Raw genomic sequence first — 23,281 nt, 5'->3', positions numbered from 1 at the left:
GCACGGCGTGACGAGGCCGCCGGGGCGGCGTTGGGCCAGGGAGGCGGTAGCGATGACCGAGGTTGCACGCGAAGGGGCCGACACCGTGGTGGCGGACGACGCGAACCAGGCGACGGCGGACACGTCCGGCCAGGCCGTGATCGTCGCGTTCGGGCAGACGATGAAGACACTGCGGGTACGGGCGGGGCTGGAGCGGGAGGAGTTCGGGCGGCGGATCGGGTATTCGGCGTCCACGGTCGCGTCGTACGAGCAGGGGCGGCGGATCCCGTCACCCAGGACCATCGAGCGTGCCGACGAGGTTCTGGACGCGGGCGGGCTGCTGACGGTGTGGAAGGAGCAGGTGGAGCGGGCTCAGTATCCGGTTCGTTTCCGGGGGATGGCAAAGCTGGAGAAGGAGTGCGTCGAGCTGCTCATGTACGACGCGCTCATCGTCAACGGCCTGCTCCAGACTGAGGAGTACATGCGGGCCCTGCTTGGTATGAGGCGTCCGCCCCTGACCCAAGAAACGATCGATCAGCGAGTGACCGCGCGGCTGGCCCGGCAGGACATCTTCGACCGGCAGCCCGCGCCACTACTGGGGTTCGTAATGACCGAGGCGGTGTTGCGGCAACGCTACGGCGGCAAGGGCGTACTGCGCGGCCAGCTGGAGTACCTCCTTTTGATCGGGCAGAAGCGGAACGTCGAGATGCAGATCATGCCGCTCGACTGCGAGGACAACGCGGGCGTGAACGGGCCGTTCACCATCGTCACTCGGAAGGACGGCAATAAGTTCGTCTACTCCGAGGCGCATGCGATCAGCTCACTCGTAGCCGACCCTGAACAGACGGTTCTCGCCGCGGCACGCTATGGGATCATCCGATCACAGGCTCTCAGTCCGCGAGAGTCCTCGCAGTTCGTCGAGAAGTTGCTGGGAGAGCTATGAACACCGCCGAGTCCGAACTCACCTGGTTCAAGAGCAGCTACAGCGACACCGAGGGCGCCCAGTGCGTCGAGGTCGCGGCCGGTGAGGATGTCGTACACGTCCGGGACTCCAAGTCCGAGGCCGGGCCGGTCGTCCGTGTCTCGCGTGAGGCGTGGGCGGGGTTCGTCGGGGAGGCCTGAGAGTTACCCAAGGACGTGAGCCCTGCTGAACCGGGAGGAACAGCAGGGCTCACGAACAGCAGGGACCGCGGCCTTCAGTTCCTCGCGGCCCAGGCGCCGGGGGTCCGTGCTCTCCGTGACGTCCGGCTGCTCGGCCGGGGTGAGCGTCATCCCGGCCCGCTGGAGGACACTCTGGCCCACCACAACGCAGCTCAGGACACGATCCGCCTGCTGGAGTACTGAGCCTTGACCGGTGCGGCCGACCTGGCGGCCTGCTCGATCTTCGCGCAGTGGGCCGCACGGGCTTCCTCGTCGATCCGCTGCTCGTGTTCGGCGCGCAGCCCGGTCCGGCCGTCGAGGCCCTCGCGCAGGATGTCGGCGTGCCCTGCATGCCGGACGGACTCGCTGAGGACGTGGACCATGACGGCGAACAGGTTCGTGTTGGGGCGAGGCTCCGGCCACCACGGCACGTGGCCGGGGGCGTCGAGGGGAAGCTCGTTGATCGTCGCGTCCGCGTGTTCCCACGTGCGCCGGTAGAACCCGATGATCTGGTCGCGCGTCTCGTCCTCGGTCGCCCACAGATCGCTGCCGTCGTGGTCCTGCCACCGGGGCAGCGGTTCCGGGGAAGGGCGGTCGAAGACCTCGCCGAAGTACCTGGCCTCGACGCCGGCCACGTGTTTGACCAGGCCGAGGAGGTTGGTCCCGGTCGCTGTCAGAGGTCGGCGGGCGTCGTATTCGGACAAGCCGTCGAGTTTCCAGAGCAGCGCCTCGCGGTCCCGCCGCAGTCTCCCGTGCAGGTCGTCTTTCGCGAATTCATCGATCACGCGGCATGAGCCTGCCATGGGCTGCTGGTGGCCTCAAGATCCCGTACATGGTCCGCAACGACCGACGGAGCCGAGGCCCGGCCATGGCCTCCGCCCCGACCTGCTACAAGAAGTTCGCGGGACGTGCCGCGCGAGACCACCTGCTACCGGACGCGTCGGGCCGCGCGGGGATACGGCCCACCGCCGGCCCGGCGTCCTTCACCCGCTGCAGCAGGCGTGCCGTGCCTCCTCCACGTACGCGTGCCCGTGCCACCAGAACGCGCCGTTGGCCGGGTGGTCGGGCACCGGAGGCAGCACGGTGCCGCCCCCGTCCGGCTTCCGGAAGCCGGACACCGGGGCCTCGGAGAACGGCCGCATCAGGGAGTCGACGGTGTGCGCGATTCCCGACACGAGCACCTGCCCGACGTTGGCGGCGTCCTTGATGTCGGTGAGGGGATCACCGTCGACGACAGCGAGGTCGGCGTACATGCCGGGTGCGATCCGGCCGAGGTCTTCGTGCAATGCCTCCCCCGCCAGGCTCGTCGCGGTCACCAGTGCCTCGTACGGAGTGAACCCGTAGGTGACCATGGCCCGCAGGTTCATGTGCAGGCTGACTGCCGCGTGGTCGATCGGGGCGTCGGTGCCGGCGACGATGCGGCCTCCCCTGCGGAAGATGTCGAGGGCCTGGCGGACCTGCGCCTGGAGATGCGCACGCCGCGCGGTCTGGTCGGTCCGGCTCGCCGCGTCGGCGCTCTCCCGCAGGGCGGCCATCCGCCACGGGGGATTGAGAGTCCGTACCCGGCGGTCTTCGACCAGGGATCTGTCCTCCCGGTACAGCGTGGTGGAACCGAAGAGGGTCGGTGTGCGGGCCATGTCCGACGCGACGAAGAGATCGGTGACGTCGGAGTAGCCCGTTCCGAGCGGTGTCACGGTGCGCGAGTAGCCGAACCGGTTCGTCGCCCCCGTGTGTTCCATGGCGTCACCGCCGAACGCCATGGCCGGGTAGTGGTAGTGCGAGGTGACGGGGATTCCGAGGCCGTGGGCGAAGGCGACGACCCGCTTGTGCCACACGGCCGGCAGGCGGACATAGCACTTCACCAGGTCGTACTCCAGACTTTTCGCACGCTCCAGTTCGAGCTTCAGCTGAGCGTCGGTGAACGTGGGGCGCATGAAGTTGTAGTAGACGCGCGGCCCGTCGACCGCCTCGCCCGTCGCGAAGTACCTGGGCGCGATCCGGGCGCCGGACCGGGTGGCCTCGCGCTCCTCGACCATGTGGTAGGCGGGGCTCCCCGGAGACCTCGTGGTGGTCACGCCCAGGGAGAGCCAGAGCCGTCCCTGCCGGTCGCCGTAGGCGTAGCCCTGCATCTCCCGGTGGTGGTGCATGTCGATGAGTCCGGGCATCACCAGTCGGTCGCGCGCGTCGATGCGCCTGCCCGCCCGGCCCTCGGTGTGCGGCTCCACGGCCCTGATCCGGTGTCCTTCGATGACGATGTCGACGTCGCGCCGGATCTGCCGGCGGAGGCCGTCCCACATCCGGCCCGCGTGGACCACGGTGCGCGCCGGCGGACGGACGGCGGTCCACGTCAGTGGCACGGCGACCGTGCGAGGGCGCCCGCCGTCCGCCGGTACGAGGCGGAGCCTGCCGTTGCTGAGGTACAGGAGGTGCTTCGAGTCGCCGCTCCATGACGGCGCGTCGGTCACTTCGCCGGTGATCTGCCGGGGTTCACCGACCGGCGTACCGTCCGTGGCGACGTCCACGGTGTACAGGAGGCTCGCGACCGCGAACGCCATGCGCCTGCCGTCGGGGGACCAGACGGGTCCGTCGTCCCCCCGCGTCTGGATCGAGCGGCCGGCCACGGCCTCGACGTACCTGCCCCGCCCGGTGGCCCGGTCGACGAGCAGGATCTGGCTCAGCCCTTCACGGAATCTGCCCGAGTACGGTTTCACGGCTGCCAGGGCGATCGTTTCACCGTCGGGGGACCAGGTGGGTCTCCCGGGCTCGAACGTCGCGGTGAAGACACGGCGCACGTCGCCGGCCGCCACGTCGGCGGTCCACAGCGCGCCGTCCTGGTCCAGGAAGGCGATCTCCTTTCCGCTGGGCGACCATGCCGCCGACACCGCCGCCCTGGTACCGAGGTCGGTCAGTTGCCGGTCCCGGCCCGTGGCGAGATCCCTGATCCAGATGTCGAGCGTCCCGCCACGGTCCGTCGAGTACGCCAGCCGCTTCCCGTCGGGCGACCAGGCGGGATCGCACTTCCACCAGTGGTCGCGGGTCAGGGGTTGTGGCGCACGGCCGAACTTCATGACGTAGATGTCGTTGAGCGCGCGGAAGGCGACGTGCTCCCCGTCGGGGGACAGCACCGGGCCACCGATTCCGCGCACGGGCCGTGGACCGGTGCTCTCGAAGTCGGACCGGCGCCTGGTGTACCGCGGCCTGCGGACCGTGACGGCGGCGGAGAAGCCGATGGTCCGGGTGCCCGAGCCGTGGAGTGACCGCACGTGGATCCGGCCGTCCGCGGTGTAGAGGAAGCGTTCCTGATCGAGCCAGGACACCCTGAACGGGAACGTCTCCTGGTCTTCCACCAGGGGCGTGTCACCGGTCATCAGGTGGCAGCGCCCGTCGTAGGTCAGGTGGTGGACCAGGCCGGTACCGTCCGGGGTCCATTCCGGCTGGTGGATCACCTGGCCCGCGGGCACGGTGACACGGGTGCCGCGCCGGCCGGTGGTGCGGTCCACGACCTCGATACGGGTGTTGTCCACCACGAAGGCCACCTGGTTGCCGTCCGGCGACCAGGCCGGTTCGTACTCCTCGCCGGGACCGTCGGCGAGTACGCCGACCCGTCCGCTGCCGACGTCGTAGGTCTGGATCGCGTAACTGCCCGTCGCGTCGCCCGAGAAGACGATCGTGCGCCCGTCCGGCGACCAGCGAGGCTCCCGGTGGTCGAAGGGGCCCTCGGTCAGCCGGCGCACCCCACTGCCGTCGGGCCGGACGGTCCAGAGGTTGAAGACACCGTCGCGGTAGGACTGGAAGACCAACCGGCTGCTGTCCGGCGACCAGTCGGGCTGCGCGATGTCGAACAGGTCGCTGGTCAGCCGCCGCGCGGGCCCGCCCGACGCCGGCATCACCCACAGGACCCCCAGTAGGTCGAGGGCGATCCACCGGCCGTCGGGCGAGACCCGTGCCCCGAAGGTGGTACCCGCGCCCAGCCGCAGGCTGCCTGTGCCGCCGGTGCGGGGACCGGCCGCGACGGCACTCGGCCCGGCCGACGACGTCAGCGCCACCGCGGCTCCGGCGCCTGCCAGGAAGCCGCGGCGGGACACCGGTGACGCCTTCGCCCCTCGGCCGGACTCGGCTTCTTCCGGTGATGCCGCAGAAGACGCTTCGTTCACAGCACATCCCTCGATCCGTACGAGGCGCCCGCCACCGGGCGCCTTCTTCATGAGGTGCTATGCCCGGTCGAGGGGTGTACGGAGCCCTGCTTCTTGTGCCGCTGCGCGAGTGGCCGCACAGGGCGATGTCGGTGAACACCGCCCGGCCGCCGCACGGCTGGGGTTCCTCGGAGAGGTCGGTCAGCGACCGGGGAGGTCAGCGCCGCAGGGTGAGGACACCCGGCCGCCACGGCAGTTGGTCGTAGGGGCCGCCCGCGGTGGGGGACTTGCCCTGGTAGAGGAACTGCAGGTTGCAGGGGTCGATGGTCATGGTCTGGTCGGGGTTGTCGCGGACCAGGTCACCGTGACTGATGTCGTTGGTCCAGGTGGCACTGCTGTTGGCCTTGCCCGCGAAGGGGTTGCTCTCGCTCGCGGCCTGCGGGGTCCACGATCCGCTCAGGCTGGAGGCCGTGAAGGAGCGGAAGTAGCGCCCGTTCGCGCCCATCGCCTCGACGATCATGAGGTACTGGTTCTGGCCCTGAACCTTGTAGACCTGTACGCCCTCGAACAGGTTGGCCTTCGTGTCGCTCATGATCGTCGTGTACGACGAGCCGAAGTTGCCCGGGAAGTTCCCGATCGGCATGCTCGCCCGATAGATCTTGCCGTTGTCACCGGCGAAGAACAGGTACATGTTCTGGCCGTCGGCGATCAGGGTCTGGTCGATCGGGCCGGTGTCGGAGCCGGAGATGCTCCCGGTGAACAGCGGCTGCGGAGCGGACCAGCCGTTGGGGTTGGTGGGGTCGCTCGACGTGCGGTAGATGAAGGGCCACGCACCCCACTGGTAGGCCAGTACCCAGATGTTCTTGGGCGCGAAGTAGAACAGCGTGGGCGCCACCGCGGCCTGACTCATCCCGGTCTGGCCGGTCGACGCCATGTCCGACCAGTTCGTGAAGGGGCTGAACATCATCGAGCCGTAGGACGATCCCGACACGTTCGACGCGTAGACCAGATGCCTGCCGTTGTGGGTCACGGTGGTGAAGTCCTTCACCGCGGCCCACCCGTTCGCCGGCTGCGCGAGCACGCCCGTCGACGACCACCGGTACGTCGACGGAAGGGAGCACGGGCCGTCCGTCGGCGGCGTCCCGGTCAGGCCGGTCCACTTCTGGTTGCCGGCGCCGTTGCACGTGCCGATCTGCACCGCCGTACCGTTGGCCGTTCCGGCCCCCGCGGCCTCCAGGCACAGCCCGGACTGCACGCCGACGACCGTGCCGTCGGTGTTCACCCGCCACTGCTGGTTCGCACCGCCGGAACAGGACCAGATCTGCACCCGTGTACCGGGCGTGGTGGCGTGCCCCGGAACATCCAGGCATTTGTTGCCGTACACGGTGAGCTGGTTGGTGTCCGTCGACGTCCACTGCTGGTTGGTCCCGCCCCAGCAGTCGTGGATCTGCAGGAGCGTGCCGTCGGTCTGACCACCGCCCAGCACGTCGAGACACCGGTTCGAACCCACACCGCGCAGGGCGCCACTGGTGGCCGCCTGAGCCGGGGTGGTGGCGACGAGCATCGCCGCCAACGCGGCGAGAGCCGCGGCCACGGCCGCGAGCACCGCGGACGTGTGCCCGCCGTTGAGCTTTCCTCTGTGCATGGGGACTTCCTCAACCTTGAGTGAGCGGTTCCGGTCGGCCTCGTCAGAGGTTGTCCGGACGGTCGGTGCAGTGCGGTGTGAACCTGCCGTGAGCACCGCGGCAGGCCACTTGTGACTTCCCGGTCCTTCGCGCCCTTCTGAACGACCGGTGGCGCCCGGAGCCTTCGGCGGCGACGACAGTGAGTTGGCGAGTCCATGACACATCCATGCGCACGGCTCCTTGCGGCTCTGCGTTCGGGTGACCGACCCGGCGTCGCCCTGCTGCGCGGCGGAGAGACCCACCATGTTCGTGATATCGAACGAACGTCGAAGTGTCGGGCAACCTGAATGATAGGGAACCGGTGAACGGCGTCAACACCTCTCGCATGCGTCGCCGACAGAGCCGAAACTTTTGCGGGCACCCGCGCCCGAAACGGCCGGGCAGGCTGCCACGTCGGCCAGAATCGTCCCCACACCCCGCTCCGACCCGGCCCTACGGCATCCGCCGAGCACGGCTTGGGAGGTTCACCGGCCGACACACGGGAGCTTCGAAAGTTTCGGACATGAAGCAGAAACTTTTTCCACATGAGGCATTGACGATGCATCGTCAATGCCTCAATCATTCCTGTCTGAGGAACCGGCCGCAGCTCGATACCTGCGCCAACCCAGCGGTCCCCATGACCTCGGTGTCTGATCCGTCCGTCTGCCGCGTGGGAGCGGACGACGCAATCCCCTGCGCTTCAGCCCTTCCGTGATTTCTACCTTGGAGGCACAGTCATGGGCTCGTACGCCCTTCCCAGACCCGTTACCCGCCGGAAGATCCGCGGCCTGCTGTTGGCCCTGGTCGTCGGCGTCCTCGGTGCGGTCACCGCACTGGTCGCACCGCCGAGAGCACACGCCGCCGAGAGCACGCTCGGCGCCGCGGCGGCGCAGAGCGGCCGCTACTTCGGCACCGCCATCGCCTCGGGCAAGCTGGGCGACTCGACGTACACGACGATCGCGGGCCGTGAGTTCAACTCGGTGACGGCCGAGAACGAGATGAAGATCGATGCCACCGAACCGCAGCGCGGCCAGTTCAACTTCACCGCTGCTGATCGCGTCTACAACTGGGCGGTGCAGAACGGCAAGCAGGTGCGCGGCCACACCCTGGCCTGGCACTCCCAGCAGCCCGGCTGGATGCAGAACCTCAGCGGCAGCGCGCTGCGCCAGGCGATGATCGACCACATCAACGGCGTGATGGCCCACTACAAGGGCAAGATCACCCAGTGGGACGTCGTGAACGAAGCCTTCGCCGACGGCGGTTCGGGGGCCCGGCGGGACTCGAACCTGCAGCGCACCGGCAACGACTGGATCGAGGTCGCCTTCCGCACCGCGCGCGCCGCCGACCCGGCGGCCAAGCTCTGCTACAACGACTACAACGTCGAGGACTGGACCTGGGCCAAGACCCAGGCCATGTACGCCATGGTCCGGGACTTCAAGCAGCGCGGCGTGCCGATCGACTGCGTCGGCTTCCAGTCGCATTTCAACAGCGGCAGCCCCTACAACAGCAACTTCCGCACCACCCTGCAGAACTTCGCCGCCCTCGGCGTCGACGTGGCCGTCACCGAACTCGACATCCAGGGCGCCCCGGCCTCGACCTACGCCAACGTGACCAACGACTGCCTGGCCGTCCCGCGCTGCCTCGGCATCACCGTCTGGGGCGTGCGCGACACCGACTCCTGGCGATCGGAGCAGACGCCGCTGCTGTTCAACGGCGACGGAAGCAAGAAGCCCGCCTACACCGCCGTCCTCAACGCGCTCAACGGCGGCTCCACCACGCCCCCTGCGGAATCCGGGCAGATCAAGGGCGTCGGTTCGGGCCGCTGCCTGGACGTGCCCAGCGCCGGCACCACCGACGGCACCCAGCTCCAGCTGTGGGACTGCCACAACGGCACCAACCAGCAGTGGACGTACACCGACGCCGGCGAGCTCAGGGTCTACGGCGACAAGTGCCTGGACGCCGCCGGCACCGGCAACGGCTCCAAAGTCCAGATCTACAGCTGCTGGGGCGGCGACAACCAGAAGTGGCGGCTCAACTCCGACGGATCCGTCGTCGGCGTCCAGTCCGGCCTCTGCCTCGACGCCGTCGCAGGCGGCACCGCCAACGGCACCCTGGTCCAGCTCTACTCCTGCTCGAACGGCAGCAACCAACGCTGGACCCGCACCTGAGGGGACGCCTCGGTGATCCGGCGCCCGCCGGGACGGCTCGGTGACGTCGTCCACCGGGGGCGGTGACCCGGCCGGCGGCTCGGTCGGGTCTCCCCCGTCGGCGGCCTCGTTCAGCACGTCGTCGACGGTCAGCGACTCACCGAGGTCCGGTTCCGATGCCGTCCGGGTGCAGGACAGGGCCAGGTCGCCGTACCCGGCCAGACCGAGTGGGTGCGGCCGGCCGGCACGTGCGCGTCACCGCCCCCTGGGCGGACACAGCGCGGAGCGGCGGGCGCGGGGCCGGAGCCCCGCACCCGCCGCCTCACCTGCCGGAGGCCGCCGCGTGCGTCACTCGTAGGGAATGACCACCACGGACGTGTCGCCGCCGGTGCGCAGCAGCGCGCTCGCGTTGCCGATCGCGCTCCAGACCTCCAGCCGCACCGTTCCCCCGCGCAGGTTCGCGAGGGTGCCGGTGGCGGCCTTCAGGCCGCGGGTCTGGTTGTACTCCTCCCAGCCCGTGACCGGGTCGGTGGCGAAGTACTGATAGGTCTCGGTCCGGTCGAAGGTGCCGTCGCCGGTGAGGTCGTAGCTGATGCGGGCCTGCTGGCCGAGGCCGACCGCGGTGCCGGCGTCCACCGGGAGGCGGAACGCCGTGGACGCGCCCGCCTTGAGGGTGGCGTTGACCCCCTTGGCTTCGTAGACGAGCGGCTTGTTCGGGGTGCCGTCGTGGTTGCGGCCCTCGGCCGAGGGGACGGTGTCGCTGACAGCCGTGCCGCCGGTGGCCGTGGTGAGGGCGCCGCCGGAGCGGAGCCGGAAGGTGTTGCCGGTGGACGGCTCGGGGTCCGGGCCGCCGGTGTCGGTGCCGGTCCCCGTCGCGGTGGAACGGGCGGGCACGGTGAGGCTCTTGCCGTCGGAGAAGGTGACCGTGCGGGCCGTGGAACCGTGGTTGTGGGCGGCGTAGGTGCGGGTGCCGTTCCGGGTGAACACCGCCGACGTGGGCAGGTCGCCGGTCACCGACGGGTCGGGGGCGCCGAGCGCGTCCAGGGTGGTGATCCAGTGGTACGTGTGCGCCTTGGACTCACCCTGCTCCGGGGTGTATCCGGCGTGGCCGGCGTCCCACTTCGCCTTCGCGGTGGCCGGGTCGGCCAGCGACTGGAACTCCCAGAGGATGTCGCGCCATTCGACGGCGGGCCCGCCGTTCTCGCGCTCCAACTCCGCGATGTTGCGCCGGATCGCGTCCTTGTGTCCGGCGAGGTGCGGGGTGCTTCCCGCGGTCACGGGCAGGACGTTGATGCCGTGGATCTCCTCCGGGTTGGCGGTCCACCAGGTGGAGTACGCCCCGCCGCTGCCCCACACCATGCCGACCGTGTCGTGGGTGAAGGAGCCGGGAAAGACCTGCTGGTCGGCGTCGAACCAGTACTGCGCGATCGCCTCGCCCTCGGTGGCGAGCAGATAGCTGCCGAGGTCGCGCAGTTCGGTGTTGCCGGTGGCCGAGCCCCAGAGCACCAGCGCCGCGCTGAGGTTGGTGGACTCCGAGGAGGACTCCTGGTTGTTGCCGGCCGCGAAGCCCTGGTGGCCGGAGGCCCAGCTGTGCCCGGCGTAGACGTCGAAGCCGCGGAGGAAGGGGAAGGCGCTGTCGGTGCGGCTCGGGTTGGCGGTGTCGCGGATCAGGGCCCTGACCATGCCGCCCCAGGCGGAGTCCGCGGCCCAGGAGGCGTCGTACTGGGCGACGATCGCGGCGGCGTACACGTAGTAGCCGTAGTGGAAGTGGTGGTCGTTGAGCTCGGCGTCGCTGCCGTAGGAGGCGGGGTAGCCGGTGAGGGTCTTCCAGTCCCTGTCGTACGAGAACTCGCTCGCCCCGCCCGCGGTGAACCACTCCTGCAGACGGCCCTTGAGCAGGCCGACGAGCTTGTCGCGGACCGCGGTCTCGCCGATCTGGTCGGCGAGCGGCACCAGCTGGGCGAGCTTGCCCAGCGCCTTGCCGGTCCAGTAGGTGTCCGCGGCCCCGGAGAACGGGTCGGCCGAGTTGGCGACCTCGGACAGGTAGGTGCGCAGCCGGGCCGTGTCGACCGCGCTGGTCCTCGGCAGCGCGGGCAGGACCGGGGCGGCCTTCTGGCGGGTGGTGAAGGAGGCGCTCTCCCGGACCTTCATGGTGCCGCGGGGAGAGACGTAGGTGTACGGGGTGAGGGTGTCGGTGGTGTGCAGCCACTGGTGCCGGTAGAGGGCCTGGAGGGTGCCGCGTTCGGTGCCCTCCTTGGCCTCGGTGGTGAGCCTGTACGTGGCGCCGACCGTGCCGCCGGACGTGCTCCAGTCGACCTGCGATCCGGTGACGAAGCTGAACGCGTACCTGCGGAAGGTCGCCAGCGCGTCCGTGGAGGGCAGTACGGCGAGGGAGAAGTAGTCCTTGCCGCCGAGACCGGCGGTGATCGTGGTACCGGAGATGTTCCAGTCGCTGCCGGTCGGCGCGAAGAGGGCGTAGTGGTGTCCGCCGACCGTGACGCCGACGACGTTGCCCTGGTCGGCGAAGACGGTCGGCGTGGCGGCGGTGGTGATCCGGGCGTCGCCGCCGGAGCCCTGGGCGTAGACGAAGGGCATGCCGTGACCGATGGTGGTCCGCAGGGTGCGGGTGCCGTCGGACCAGTACGGGGTGACCGTCCAGTCGGACCAGGCGTCGGCCTTGGTGTCGGGCGAGTTGAGCCCGCTCAGCCCGAGGGTGAGGTCGCGCTTGTGCGCGTACTCGTACTGGCGTCCCTCGCCCACGACGGTGGGGCTGGTCGGGTAGCCGACCTCCAGTCCGCCGGAGACGGCCTGGTACGTGAGCGGGTGGCCGTACATGGGCGTGGAGTACGGGTTGTCGCCGTAACGCTGGAAGGCGAGCGAGGACCACCAGTCGTTGGTGGGCACGGGCTTGCCCTTGGCGGCCTGTGTGACCTTCGGGGTGACCGGCGCGCCGGTGTTGGTCGTGGGGCCGGTCGTCCCCGACGGTCTGGTGTCGGAGTAACTCCCGGCTCCTACGGGGACGGTGGCGGCCGCCGCCGGGGTCGCGGCCGGGCCGAGGCCCACTGCCGCCAGTGCGGCGGCCAGGACCACCGCGGCAGCCGGCCGTGATCGGGGAGTTGGCATGGGGTGCACCTCGTGTCGTCGAGAGGGACGGCTCGTCAGCGGCGGTCGGGGGCCGAATGACGTGAAGTCGCGGCGGGACCGTGGTGGGGAGAGTGGGAGAGCACGGCCTGAGAGCGCTCTCAGGTGGCCCGAAAAGTAAGACTCCTGAAAGCGCTTGTCAATAGATCGCGCACGACGAGGTGGCTATGGGGGCAAGTTGGACATTTGAACATGTCCTCGCTTCGTTGTCCCTTCAAGTCTTGACGGGACGCATGCGAGGGAACGAGACCGACGGCAACGGTCACCGGCAGCCGGGGGACCTCCTCGCCCCGGATCTGACTCAGTGCCACCAGCGCCTACAGCGCGGTGACGCCGAACCCGGCGAGCGTGATCACGCCGCCGGCGAACGCGGCCGGCGTCGCCCGCGCCGTGGACGCGTCGAAGGTCGGGCCGGCCTCCGGCGGACTCCGCTCCCAGCCGGGCAGCGTCCAGTCGGGCAACGCCCCCGCTGCCAGGTTTGGGTCCGAGACTCACTCCTGCTCACTGATGAGGAACGCTTCCTGTCCCGTCCCGCCGGTGCTGCGGGACCGCGGTGAGCCGCAAGGCCGCTTCAGGGTGCGATGCCGGACAAGGACGAGCCGGAGCCCGTCGTGGCCGGTTCGTCGCACGTCACGCCAGGCCCCCCCCCCGGGGCGTCGTGTCATGCACTCCGGTCGGGTCGGGCGGAAGCGGCGCTCCGGCCGGCGCGCGCCGAGGTGGCGCGGGCGGAGTCCGTGGCGGGGGCTCTGCCGTAACCGGCCGGCACGCGGCGGGTGACGTGGGCACGGGGCCTGCTGCGCGAGCCGTAGCACCGGCCCGGGAAGCCGTCTGCGCGTGGTACTGGTCAAGGAAGGGCGGTGGACGACGGTGCCGACCATCGTGGTCAAGTTCCGCCGGGTCACGGGTCTGTCCCAGCGGGCGGTGAACGCGAAACGGTGCCGAGGGGTGGCCGGAACCGGGGGGCACCGCGTTCGGGCCCGTTTCCGGGCCGGACGGCGTCAAGGGAGGGCACGGCAGGAGCACGGGAGGGACCGGCCGGATTCCCCTGGGTGGCCCGCAGGGTGCCGGGCTGGTGCCGGGCTGTATGTAACAGGGGTGTCCTAGGGCGCGGTCACGCGGAACGGCTCGCCGGGCCGGGCGGGTCCTAGTGATCAGAAACGGTCGCTCGTACCGACTCGGACCGAGCGGCCGGCACCTCCCACCAAGACTGAGACTGAGGAAGAAACGATGCGCGTTCGCAAGCTCACCTTCGCCGCCCTGGCCGTTGTCGCGGGTCTCTCGCTCACGGCCTGCAACAGCGATGACGGTACGGCGCAGAGCGACGGTTCGTCCGCCTCCTCCGCGTCGTCCTCGGGCGGCGGTTCGGGCTCGGACGGCTCCCAGGAGGGCGGTTCGGAGCAGGGCGGCGGGAAGGACTCCACCGGAAAGAACTCCGGCGGGAAGAGCTCCGGCGGGAACGGTACGACCACCGGGAACGGCTCCGACGCGAACGCCGAGGCCGGCAAGTGCCGCACCGACGAACTGGACATCACCGCGTCGGACAGCACCATCGACGGCGACCCCCAGGGCTCGGTCGCGGTCACGTTCAAGAACGGCGGTGGCCGCGACTGTGCCCTGTCCGGTTACGCGGGCGTCGACCTCAAGACCAACGCGGGGGACCTGTCCGCCAAGCGCAGTGGTCAGGAGTCCAGCCCCGTGATCCTCAAGGACGGCGAGTCGGTGTCCTTCGGCATCACCTACCCGGTCAACGACTCGGGCGGCTCCGGCGTCCGCATCACCGGACTCGTGGTGACCCCGCCCAACGAGACCAAGTCGGTCTCCCTCCAGTGGCCGGGCGCCGCCAGCCTGCCCGTCACCGACGGCTCCGGCGCCCCCGTCGAGGTCGGCCCGATCGGCAGCGCCGGCCAGGGCGGGGCGAGCTGACCTCCCCCTTCGACGACGTAGTCTGCGCCGGTCGTACCGCCGTACTCGATCGGGCCCGTACCCGGCAGACGCGCACTCATCGATGAGATGCGGACTGATCATTGGAGGGGCCACCTGGCCGAGCCCTCCGAGAGCCGGCCGAGTTGCCGCGTGCGGCCGATGCGAGAAGGTGAGGAGGAAGGTCCGCGAAGGGAGCTTGCGGTGGCAGGCCGTTCCATCGACGACGCAGCGGTGCTGGCCGCGCTGTTCGCCGGTTCGCCCCAGGGTCTGTTCGTTTTCGATTCCGAACAGAAGGTCACCCGGTACCACCCCGCCGGTCGGGGAGTGCCCCCCGACGACATCATCGGCCACTCCGCCGAGGACTTCGCCCCCGGATTCGACCGCGCGGAGATCAGGGCCCTGATCGACGAGACCCTCGCGACCGGCGAGCCCCTGCGGGGTCGGCTGGTCCGGGGACGGTCGCCGTCGGTCCCGCACCGGACCCTCGCGCTGGAAGTGTCCCTCTTCCCCCTGCACGGCACGGGCGACGGGGCGCCGGGACTGGTGGCCGTGGTCGAGGACGTGACCGAGAGGCAGGAGTCGGCAGCCCGCCTGGCCGTTCTCAGTACGGTGCACGCGATCGTCGGCTCCACGCTGGAAGCGCGGACCACAGCCGACGAACTGGTGCGCGCTCTGGTGCCCGCCTTCGCCGACGCGGCGAGTGTCGACCTCCTGGACGACGGTCGGGACGGGCCCTGCGGGCAGGACGGCCCCCGGCCGACGAGTCTTCCGCTGCGTCGCGTGTCCTTCGCTCCGTCCGCCGCCGAGACGGGCAGAAAGGAGGGCGACAGCCGCCCGTTCCCCTTTCCCACCCCCTACACGCAGGTCCTCAACGACAGGGAGGCCCGTGTGGTCCGGGTCTCCCCGGACGCGCCGTGGCTGTCCGCCGATCCGGAGGGGTTCGCGCCGATGATCAGGGCGAACGTGCACTCCATGATCGTCGCCCCGCTCACGGCCCGGGACAGCGTCCTCGGGCTGCTGACCCTGTACCGGAACCGGACGGACGCCTTCGACGAGGCGGATCTGGACGTGGCCCGGCAAGCGGCCTCCACGGCGTCCGCGCACCTGGACAACGCGCGCAGCTACCACCGCGAGCACACCGTGGCCACGGCGTTGCAGCGCAGGCTCCAACCCGGTGCGATCCCGGAGCTCTCGGCGGTGGAGACCGCCCATGTGTACCTGCCGGAGAGCGCCGGCGGTGACTGGTTCGACGTCATCCCGCTCTCCGGCACGCGCGTCGCCCTCGTCGTCGGCGAGGTCGCCGGTCACGGCATCGAAGCGGCGGCCACCATGGGCCAGCTCCGGGTCGCTCTGCGCACGCTCGCCCTGCAGGACCTGGAGACGGACGAGTTGCTGACCCGACTGGACGAGGTCGCGGCCCAGCTCGCGAGCGCCTCCGCGTCGGCCGCGGACGCCCATGTGGCGACGTGCGCGATCACCGTCTACGACCCCGTCTCGTGCCACTGCACCATGGTCCGCGCGGGACACCCCTCCCCCATCGTCATCGACCCCGACGGCTCCCCGCTCACCGTGGACGTGCCCCAGGGGCCGCCCCTCGGAGCGGGCAGCGGACGTGCCTTCACCCCGATAGTGATCGAGCTGCCCCCGGGCAGTCTCCTCGCCCACTTCACCAACGGCCTCCTCACCGCCGACGGCCGCGACCAGGGCGACCGGGCCGCCGCCGCACGCCGCCTCGAACGCGTCCTCGCCACCACCACCCAGCCGTTGCAGGAACTGTGCGACACCACCGTGTACCGCGTGGCGCCTTCCCGGCACGACGACGCCGTCCTCCTCCTCGCGCGCACCCAGGCCCTGCCGGCGGAACGGGTCGCGGACTGGACGCTGCCCGCCGACGCGTCCGTCGTGAGCACGGCACGGCTGCTCACCGACCGGCAACTCGCCGCCTGGGACCTCGACGACGCGGTCTTCACCACCGAACTCGTCGTCAGCGAACTCGTCACCAACGCCATCCGCTACGGGAAGGGACCGGTCCGCCTGCGGCTCATCCACGACCGGGACCGGCTGCTGACCGAGGTCACGGACGCCAGCAGCGCCAGCCCCCACCTGCGCCACGCGAGGGAGAGCGACGAGGGCGGACGCGGCCTCTACATCGTCACGCGGCTCAGCTCCCGCTGGGGCGTCCGGCACAGCCGCCGGGACAAGACCATCTGGTCCGAACAGCAACTCGACGGCGCACCCGCGGACCCGTCGGTCATGCTGGACGCCGTCGACATGAGCGCCGCGGCGGAGCCCTGATCCGCCTCCCGGCGTTATTCATACAGAGATACCATCGCTCTTCCATGCATTCGGATGGGGTGAGAATCCCAGAATTCGTTCACTCGACTGCCACGCATCCGATGGAGTAGGCAGACGTTACTTCGGATATGACCGAGCAAAACGGGGAATTGGTCTCCTGTCCGTTGAAGCGAGAGCAAGGGCACGTCATCGAAGGGGGGTGTTCGGTGACGCTGGGCCCCTACACCTACACGCCCGGCAGGAACCACAGCCCGTCGCCGGTCGACGGAACCCTGACCAGAGGCGGGTTCCCCGTCCCGCTCCGGGTGACCGAGCCCGTACTGCAACGCTTCCTGGACGTCATGACCGAGCTGGAGGCCGGTTTCGCCGAGCGTTGGGGCCGGTCCTCCCAGGGTTCCCTGACGTACACCACGGCGGAGTGACCCGGGCGCGTCATGCACGATGAGCACATTCATCAGCCCCTGCCCTACGGCGAAGGCCTGTTCCCCTCCGCGGGCACCGGCCGCCACCGGGGGCCCCGGGAAGCGGCTCCGGAAGCCCTGGTCCCACCGGAACCCGGCTGGGACCCGGCCGAAGAACTCGCGTTCCTGCTCCAGGACGCGATGGAACAGCAGACCACCGCGCTTCAGGAAACGGACACGTCTGCGATCACCCCCGCACCGGGAACACCGCTCAGCAATCTGCAGGAAATCACGGCGGAACTGCCGCCGTTGAGGGATTCCCCCACGAGCCACCGCAGGGTCCGCACGGGCAGAAAGGTGAGCCGGCTGCGCGCCACCAGCCTGAGCATCGCCGCCCTCGCCGCGGTCATCGCGGCCTCGGTCAGCCTGTTCGGCGGCATGGTGGCCTACGAGTCCCTGCGCCTGGCGGCCGTGACCCGCGCCCGCGGCAGCGTCGTGTCCTGGTGGCCGCTGCTGGTGTACGGGCCCTGGTTGGTGGCGTCGCTGGCCGTCCTGCGGTCCGCGCTGCACCAACGCCGCGCGGTCCACTCCTGGGCCATGGTGCTGCTGTTCTCGGCCATCGCGATGCTGCTGTGCATCGCACAGGCACCCAGAACCCTCAGCGACAGCGCGGCAGCGGCCCTGCCGGGGCTGGCGTCGCTGGTCTGCTTCCAGCAGATCGTCCGCCAGATCACCCTCACCCGTCCGCCGCGGCGAGTGGTGCCGCGCCACCGCCAGCGCCCCGTGCCGGCGCCGGCCGACGAGGCCGCGGGCACGGCAGCGCGGGACTCGGTGGCGCGGGACTCGGCGGACCGGGACTCGCTGTCCTTCCCCCAGCAGCGGCATGCCCAGCACCCGTCCCGGTCCGGCGTACGGACCCGCCCGGCCGACCCGGTCGGCCGGCCCCCCGGACGGCCGGCGCGGAAACGCACCTGACCGGGACGTCATGGCGAACGTACCGGCGTGGGCCCCCGTACCGGGTCGGTGCGGGGCCCGACGGCGCGGGCTCAGCCCGCGACCAACGTGACGGCCTGCTCCTGCCATGCGTGGAAGTGCGGCAGCAGCAGGCCGCTGGTGGGCCGCAGCTCCATCAGGCTGGCCTCGACGTGTGCCTCGCCCGACTTCAGGGCGTTCGCGAACGCCCTTCCTCTGTTGACCCAGCGGTGCTCCTGGCCGTCGCACACCGCGCGGGTGCCTCCGATGCCGTACCGCACGGACGGGTTGCTCTGGCTCACTGAGGAGCTGACGAAGACGGGACCGGTGCCGGCGGTGCAGCGGTAGGTGCCGGAGAGGGTGACGGTGCCGTCCGAGGCGATGCGGCCGGTCCGGTCGACCGTCACCGTCTCCGTGTCGGCCGCCGCGAACGCGGCGGGGGTGGCCGGCAGGAGCAGGGCTGCGCCGGCGGCTGCGGCGAGGGCGGCGGATCGTACACGTACGGGCATGGTGGGACCTCCCGGTCGGTCGGAATGGAGGGTTCCACTGGTACAGGGTGAGGGGGCCGACGACAGTGACCGTCACCCCTTCGGTGGCGAGTCCGCGACGGCCGTCACGGACTCGCCACCGGGTGTCCCTCCGGGGCGGACACGGGAGTTGTGGCAGGGGGGCCTACGGCAGTACGGCGAAGCCGTCGAGTTCCACGAGCGCCCGCTCGTCCCACAGGCGTACGACCTCCACCACCGCCATCGCCGGGTAGTCGCGGCCCGCCAGTGCCCGCCAGATGCGGCCGAGGTCGGCGGCGTGGGCGCGGTAGGCGGCGACGTCCGTGGCGTAGACCGTGACGCGGGCGAGGTCGGCGGGGGTGCCGCCGGCGGCGCGCAGGGCGGTCAGGAGGTTGGTGAGGGCCCTTTCGAACTGGGCGGGGAGGGTGTCGCCCGTGACCTCGCCGTCGGTGTCGAGGGCGGTCTGGCCGGCCAGGAACACGACACGGGTGCCGGTGGCGACGACGGCGTGGGAGAAGCCGGCGGGCGGGGAGAGGCCAGGCGGGTTCACCCGTTCGGCGGTCATGCTCCGGCCTCCTCGGTCGCGTCCTGCGCCCGGTACAGCTCCTTGGCGATGATGCCGCGTTGCACCTCGCTCGCGCCCTCGTAGACGCGGGGGGCGCGCACCTCGCGGTAGAGGTGTTCGAGGAGGTGGCCGCGTTGCAGGGCGCGGGCGCCGTGGAGTTGGACGGCCTTGTCGACGACGTACTGGGCGGTCTCGGTGGCGAGGAGTTTGGCCATGGCGGCGCGCTGCGGGACGTCCGGCGCGTGCTCGTCGTACGCCGTGGCGGCCGCGTACACCATGAGGCGGGCCGCCTCGGTGCGCAGGGCCATTTCGGCCACCTGGTGGGAGACGGCCTGGAGGTCGCGCAGCTTTCCGCCGAAGGCGTCGCGGGCGGTGGTGTGCGCCAGGGTGGCGTCGAGGGCGGCCTGCGCCATGCCGACCGCGAAGGCGCCGACGCTGGGGCGGAACAGGTTGAGGGTGTCCATGGCGACCCGGAAGCCGCGGTCCGGTTCGCCGAGGACGTCGTCGGCCGTGACGGGTACGGCGTCGAAGGCCAGGGTGCCGATGGGGTGCGGGGAGAGCATGTCGAGGGGAGCGCCGGTCAGGCCGGGGCGGTCGGCGGGCACGAGGAAGGCGGTGACGCCGCGGGCGCCGGCGTCGGGGGTGGTGCGGGCGAAGACGGTGTAGAAGTCGGCCTCGGGGGCGTTGGAGATCCAGCACTTCTCGCCGGTGAGCCGCCAGCCGGAGCGGCCGTCGCGGTCGGCGCCCAGAGCGCCCAGAGCGGCGGTCGCGGCCGGGTGCTCGCCGGTGCCCGACCTGTCGCCGGGCGGGCTCGGCTCCCCGGGGCGCGCGGCGGCGTCACGCGCGGCGGCCTCCGGGGGCGGCGGATACGCACCCGCACCGGGGTCGGCGGTCGACCGCACGGCGTCCGCGGCCGAGGGATTCGAGGGGGCCGGCCCCACGCCACGCCACGCCCCACCCCGCGCGCCACCCCGGGCCGAGGGATCCGGGTCCACCGCCCTCACGTCCCGTCCCACGCCGGTCCTCATGACGTCGGCGGCCGACGAGCCCGTGCCCACGCCACGCCCCACGCCACGCCCCGCACCACCCCGCCCGGCGTCCGGCGCCTCGCCCCGGCCGACGGCGGGCCGTGCGGCGTCCGATGCCGACGGGCTCGAACCCGTGCCGCGCCCCGCGGTGGGCCGCCCGGGGCGACCGGCCCCGGCCTCCTGCCCGGCGGTGGCCCGGCCGGCGGGCGGGGAGCCCGCGGGGCCGCCTTCCCGTGTCGTCCATCGCGCCGTCGCGGCCGGGTCCGCCCGGAGCGTCAGCGCCGCCGCGTCCGAGCCGGCGTCGGGCTCGCTGAGCGCGAAGGCGGCCACCGCACTGCCGTCGCTCACGCGGGGCAGCCAGCGGGCGCGCTGGGCGTCGGTGCCGTGGGCGTGCACCGGGTGGGCGCCGAGGCCCTGGAGGGCGAGGGCGGTCTCGGCCTCCGTACAGGCGTGGGCGAGGGACTCGCGCATCAGGCACAGGTCGAGCGCGCCCGAGGTGAACAGGCGGGGCAGCAGGCCGAGGGCGCCGAGTTCGGCGACGAGCGCACGGTTGACGCGGCCCGGTTCGCCCTTCCGGGCCAGGGGGCGCAGCCGCTCGGCGGCCAGGGTGCGCAGCTCGTCGCACCAGGTGAGTCGTGCCGGTTCGAGCGAGAATGCGGTCATCGCCGGTCCCTTCCCCTGCTCCCCTGCTCCCCTGTTCACAAGCCACAAGCCACAAGCCACGGGCCACGGGCCACGGGCCACGCCCGAGGTTATCGCGCACCGTTGACTGCCGTCACCAACACGATACGCTCATGGCGCGAGCCCACCACGGCAAAGGGGGCGAACCGCCATGGCAGATCCGCACCGCACGGAACCGCACCGCTCCGCCCACGTCGACACCTTCGCGCGCGAGCACCTGCCGCCCCCCGACCAGTGGCCCGAGCTCCGCTTCGACCTCCCGGAACTGCGCTATCCCGCCCGGCTGAACTGCGCCGCCGAGCTGCTCACCGGCCCGCCCGACGACCGCCCGGTCTTCCGTACCGCGTCCGGGGACACCTGGAGCTACGGAGGGCTGCGGGCCCGCGTCGACCGGCTCGCCCACCTCCTCACCGGCGACCTCGGTGTCGTCCCCGGCAACCGGGTGCTGCTGCGGGGCCCCACCACCCCGTGGCTGGCCGCCTGCTGGCTCGCGGTGCTGAAGGCGGGCGCCGTGGCGGTCACCGTGCTGGCCCAGCAGCGTCCGCACGAACTGCGCGCGGTCTGCGAGATCGCCCGGGTGCGGCACGCCCTGTGCGACGTCCGGGCCGTCGACGACCTCGCCGGGGCGGAGATCCCCGGGCTGCGGATCACGACGTACGGCGGGGACGGGCCCGGCGACCTGCTGGCCCGCGCGGAGGCCGGCACGGCGCCGCACGTCCCGTACCCGGCCGTGGACACCGCGGCCGACGACGTGGCGCTGATCGCCTTCACCTCGGGCACCACCGGGCGCCCCAAGGGCTGCGTGCACTTCCACCGCGACGTGCTGGCGGTCGCCGACACCTTCTCCCGGCACGTGCTCAAGCCCCGCGCGGACGACCTCTTCGCGGGCAGTCCGCCGCTCGGCTTCACCTTCGGGCTCGGCGGGCTGGTGATCTTCCCGATGCGGGCCGGGGCGAGCGCGCTGCTGCTCGAACAGGCGGGCCCCCGGCAGCTGTTGCCGGCCGTCGCCGAACACCGGGTGTCGGTGCTGTTCACGGCGCCGACGGCGTACCGCGCGATGCTCGACGACCTGGACGCGTACGACCTGACGTCTCTGCGACGCTGCGTGTCGGCGGGCGAGAACCTGCCCGCGGCCACCTGGCACGCCTGGCAGGAGGGCACCGGCCTGCGCATCATCAACGGCATCGGCGCCACCGAGCTGCTGCACATCTTCGTCTCCGCGGCGGACGGTGACATCAGGCCCGGCACGACGGGCGTTCCGGTGCCGGGGTGGCAGGCGCGCGTGCAGGACGAGCACGGCGCGCCCGTGCCCGACGGGGAGCCCGGACTGCTGGCGGTGCGCGGGCCGGTGGGCTGCCGGTACCTCGCCGATCCGCGGCAGCGGGAGTACGTGCGCGACGGCTGGAACATCACCGGCGACACCTACGTCCGCCGGCCCGACGGCTACTTCCGGTACGTGGCACGCGCCGACGACATGATCATCTCCGCCGGTTACAACATCGCCGGGCCGGAGGTCGAGGACGCGCTGCTGCGGCATCCGGACGTCGTCGAGGCGGCGGTGGTGGGCCGGCCCGACCCGGCCCGCGGGCAGGCGGTGGTGGCCCACGCGGTGCTGAAGGAGGGTGCCGAGCGGGACCCCGACGCGCTGCGCGCCTTCCTCCGGGCCGAGCTGGCGCCGTACAAGTGCCCGCGCGAGATCGTCTTCCTGGACGCGCTGCCGCGCACGGCGACCGGCAAGCTCCAGCGCTACCGGCTCCTGGCCCCACCCGGCCCCGCTCCCGGCTCCGCTCCCGGTCCCCGGTGTGACCAGGCGTGATGCCGACGACCTAAGATGATCAACGTGTCCGAGCAGCACGCGCAGCACGCCCCGAGGTCCCTGATCGTCACGCTCTACGGCGCGTACGGCCGGTTCGCCCCGGGCCCGGTGCCCGTCGCCGAGCTGATCCGGCTGCTGGCCGCGGTGGGGGTGGATGCGCCCTCCGTACGCTCGTCGGTGTCCCGGCTGAAGCGGCGCGGGCTGCTGCTGCCCGCCCGGACGGCCGAGGGTGCGGCCGGGTACGAACTGTCCGCCGAGGCACGGCAGTTGCTGGACGACGGGGACCGGCGCGTCTACGCCACGGCACCCTACGAGGACGAGGGCTGGGTGCTCGCCGTGTTCTCCGTGCCGGAGTCGGAGCGGCAGAAGCGGCACGTACTGCGGTCCCGCCTGGCCGGCCTCGGTTTCGGCACCGCGGCCCCCGGCGTGTGGATCGCCCCCGCCCGCCTGTACGAGGAGACCCGGCACGCGCTGGGCCGCCTGGGCCTCGACTCCTACGTGGACTTCTTCCGCGGAGAGCACCTGGGGTTCACGCCGACCGCTCGGGCGGCGGCACGCTGGTGGGACCTGGCCGCGATCGCCAAGGAGCACGAGACGTTCCTCGACCGCCACGCGCGCGTACTGCACGCGTGGGAAGGCCGCTCGGACACCCCGCCCGAGGAGGCCTACCGCGACTACCTCCTCGCCCTGGACTCCTGGCGACACCTTCCCTACACGGACCCCGGGCTGCCCGCCCGGCTCCTGCCCGGCGACTGGCCCGGCACGCGCTCGGCGGCCGTCTTCCGGGCCCTGCACGAGCGGCTGCGCGACGCGGGGGCGCGCTACGCGCTGCCGGAGCGCCAGTGAACTCCTCGCGGTGAACCGCGCCACATTTCTCCGGGATCAGGGAA

16 protein-coding genes and 2 pseudogenes are annotated in these 23,281 nt (G+C 71.5%); 9 read left to right on the top strand and 9 right to left on the bottom strand.

From position 1 onward, the window contains the following. The first annotated feature begins 52 nt into the window (after positions 1 to 52). Positions 53 to 922: a helix-turn-helix domain-containing protein gene (locus tag RM812_RS14710; protein ID WP_311572974.1), complete on the top strand. Its 870-nt coding sequence runs from the start codon at positions 53 to 55 to the stop codon at positions 920 to 922. Beyond that, positions 919 to 1,101, top strand: coding sequence for a DUF397 domain-containing protein (locus RM812_RS14705; RefSeq protein ID WP_311572973.1), 183 nt, complete (start codon positions 919 to 921; stop codon positions 1,099 to 1,101). Before RM812_RS14710 ends, RM812_RS14705 begins: the two co-directional genes overlap by 4 nt. Before the next feature lie 191 nt (positions 1,102 to 1,292). Here RM812_RS14705 and RM812_RS14700 read toward each other — a convergent pair whose 3' ends face one another. From RM812_RS14700 to RM812_RS14690, 3 genes are all read right to left on the bottom strand, one after another. Then, a complete protein-coding gene (locus tag RM812_RS14700; RefSeq protein ID WP_311572972.1) occupies positions 1,293 to 1,904 on the bottom strand; it encodes a DinB family protein in 612 nt (203 codons plus the stop codon). A gap of 198 nt (positions 1,905 to 2,102) precedes the next feature. Then, the gene (locus RM812_RS14695; RefSeq protein WP_311572971.1) at positions 2,103 to 5,204 is read right to left on the bottom strand and encodes an amidohydrolase family protein; all 3,102 of its coding nucleotides are present in this window, start codon (positions 5,202 to 5,204) and stop codon (positions 2,103 to 2,105) included. 265 nt (positions 5,205 to 5,469) lie between these two features. Beyond that, a complete protein-coding gene (locus RM812_RS14690) occupies positions 5,470 to 6,897 on the bottom strand; it encodes a non-reducing end alpha-L-arabinofuranosidase family hydrolase (protein ID WP_311572970.1) in 1,428 nt (475 codons plus the stop codon). A gap of 756 nt (positions 6,898 to 7,653) precedes the next feature. Between RM812_RS14690 and RM812_RS14685 the strand changes: the two genes are divergently transcribed. After that, positions 7,654 to 9,084, top strand: coding sequence for an endo-1,4-beta-xylanase (locus RM812_RS14685; RefSeq protein WP_311572969.1), 1,431 nt, complete (start codon positions 7,654 to 7,656; stop codon positions 9,082 to 9,084). Positions 9,085 to 9,411: 327 nt separating this feature from the next. Here RM812_RS14685 and RM812_RS14680 read toward each other — a convergent pair whose 3' ends face one another. Beyond that, a complete protein-coding gene (locus RM812_RS14680) occupies positions 9,412 to 12,186 on the bottom strand; it encodes a glycosyl hydrolase (RefSeq protein WP_311572968.1) in 2,775 nt (924 codons plus the stop codon). Between the two features lie 335 nt (positions 12,187 to 12,521). Beyond that, positions 12,522 to 12,665, bottom strand: coding sequence for a hypothetical protein (locus RM812_RS14675; RefSeq protein ID WP_311572967.1), 144 nt, complete (start codon positions 12,663 to 12,665; stop codon positions 12,522 to 12,524). A 766-nt stretch (positions 12,666 to 13,431) separates the two neighbouring features. On the opposite strand from RM812_RS14675, the gene RM812_RS14670 reads away from it, so the two are divergent. The 4 genes from RM812_RS14670 to RM812_RS14655 all read left to right on the top strand — a co-directional run bounded on the left by RM812_RS14670 (position 13,432) and on the right by RM812_RS14655 (position 17,798). After that, a complete protein-coding gene (locus RM812_RS14670) occupies positions 13,432 to 14,127 on the top strand; it encodes a DUF4232 domain-containing protein (protein WP_311572966.1) in 696 nt (231 codons plus the stop codon). Between the two features lie 201 nt (positions 14,128 to 14,328). Further along, complete coding sequence (locus RM812_RS14665) at positions 14,329 to 16,422, top strand: SpoIIE family protein phosphatase (RefSeq protein ID WP_311572965.1); 2,094 nt, start codon at positions 14,329 to 14,331, stop codon at positions 16,420 to 16,422. A gap of 206 nt (positions 16,423 to 16,628) precedes the next feature. Then, entirely contained in the window at positions 16,629 to 16,844 is a 216-nt protein-coding gene (locus RM812_RS14660) for a hypothetical protein (protein WP_311572964.1), read from the top strand. 12 nt (positions 16,845 to 16,856) lie between these two features. Beyond that, positions 16,857 to 17,798 (top strand): hypothetical protein, encoded by a 942-nt coding sequence (locus tag RM812_RS14655; RefSeq protein WP_311572963.1) that lies wholly within the window; start codon positions 16,857 to 16,859, stop codon positions 17,796 to 17,798. A 71-nt stretch (positions 17,799 to 17,869) separates the two neighbouring features. On the opposite strand, the gene RM812_RS14650 is transcribed toward RM812_RS14655, so the two are convergent. The 4 genes and pseudogenes from RM812_RS14650 to RM812_RS14635 all read right to left on the bottom strand — a co-directional run. Beyond that, complete coding sequence (locus RM812_RS14650) at positions 17,870 to 18,304, bottom strand: DUF6299 family protein (protein WP_311572962.1); 435 nt, start codon at positions 18,302 to 18,304, stop codon at positions 17,870 to 17,872. 163 nt (positions 18,305 to 18,467) lie between these two features. Then, complete coding sequence (locus tag RM812_RS14645) at positions 18,468 to 18,866, bottom strand: RidA family protein (RefSeq protein WP_311572961.1); 399 nt, start codon at positions 18,864 to 18,866, stop codon at positions 18,468 to 18,470. After that, positions 18,863 to 19,600, bottom strand: a pseudogene (locus RM812_RS14640) (acyl-CoA dehydrogenase family protein); the annotation flags it as partial. The gene RM812_RS14645 and the pseudogene RM812_RS14640, both read right to left, overlap by 4 nt. Positions 19,601 to 20,146: 546 nt before the next feature. Next, positions 20,147 to 20,557 (bottom strand): annotated as a pseudogene (locus RM812_RS14635) (acyl-CoA dehydrogenase family protein); the annotation flags it as partial. A 106-nt stretch (positions 20,558 to 20,663) separates the two neighbouring features. Here RM812_RS14635 and RM812_RS14630 point away from each other — a divergent pair. Then, positions 20,664 to 22,391, top strand: a complete 1,728-nt coding sequence (locus RM812_RS14630; protein WP_311573100.1) for an AMP-binding protein — start codon at positions 20,664 to 20,666, stop codon at positions 22,389 to 22,391. A 15-nt stretch (positions 22,392 to 22,406) separates the two neighbouring features. Then, a complete protein-coding gene (locus RM812_RS14625) occupies positions 22,407 to 23,237 on the top strand; it encodes a PaaX family transcriptional regulator (protein ID WP_311572960.1) in 831 nt (276 codons plus the stop codon). Positions 23,238 to 23,281: the final 44 nt, after the last annotated feature.

Source organism: Streptomyces lancefieldiae (assembly GCF_031845825.1).
Classification (GTDB): Bacteria; Actinomycetota; Actinomycetes; order Streptomycetales; family Streptomycetaceae; genus Streptomyces; species Streptomyces lancefieldiae.
Note: the sequence above shows the minus strand (reverse complement) of the source record. Positions and strands in the feature narration are given on the sequence as shown.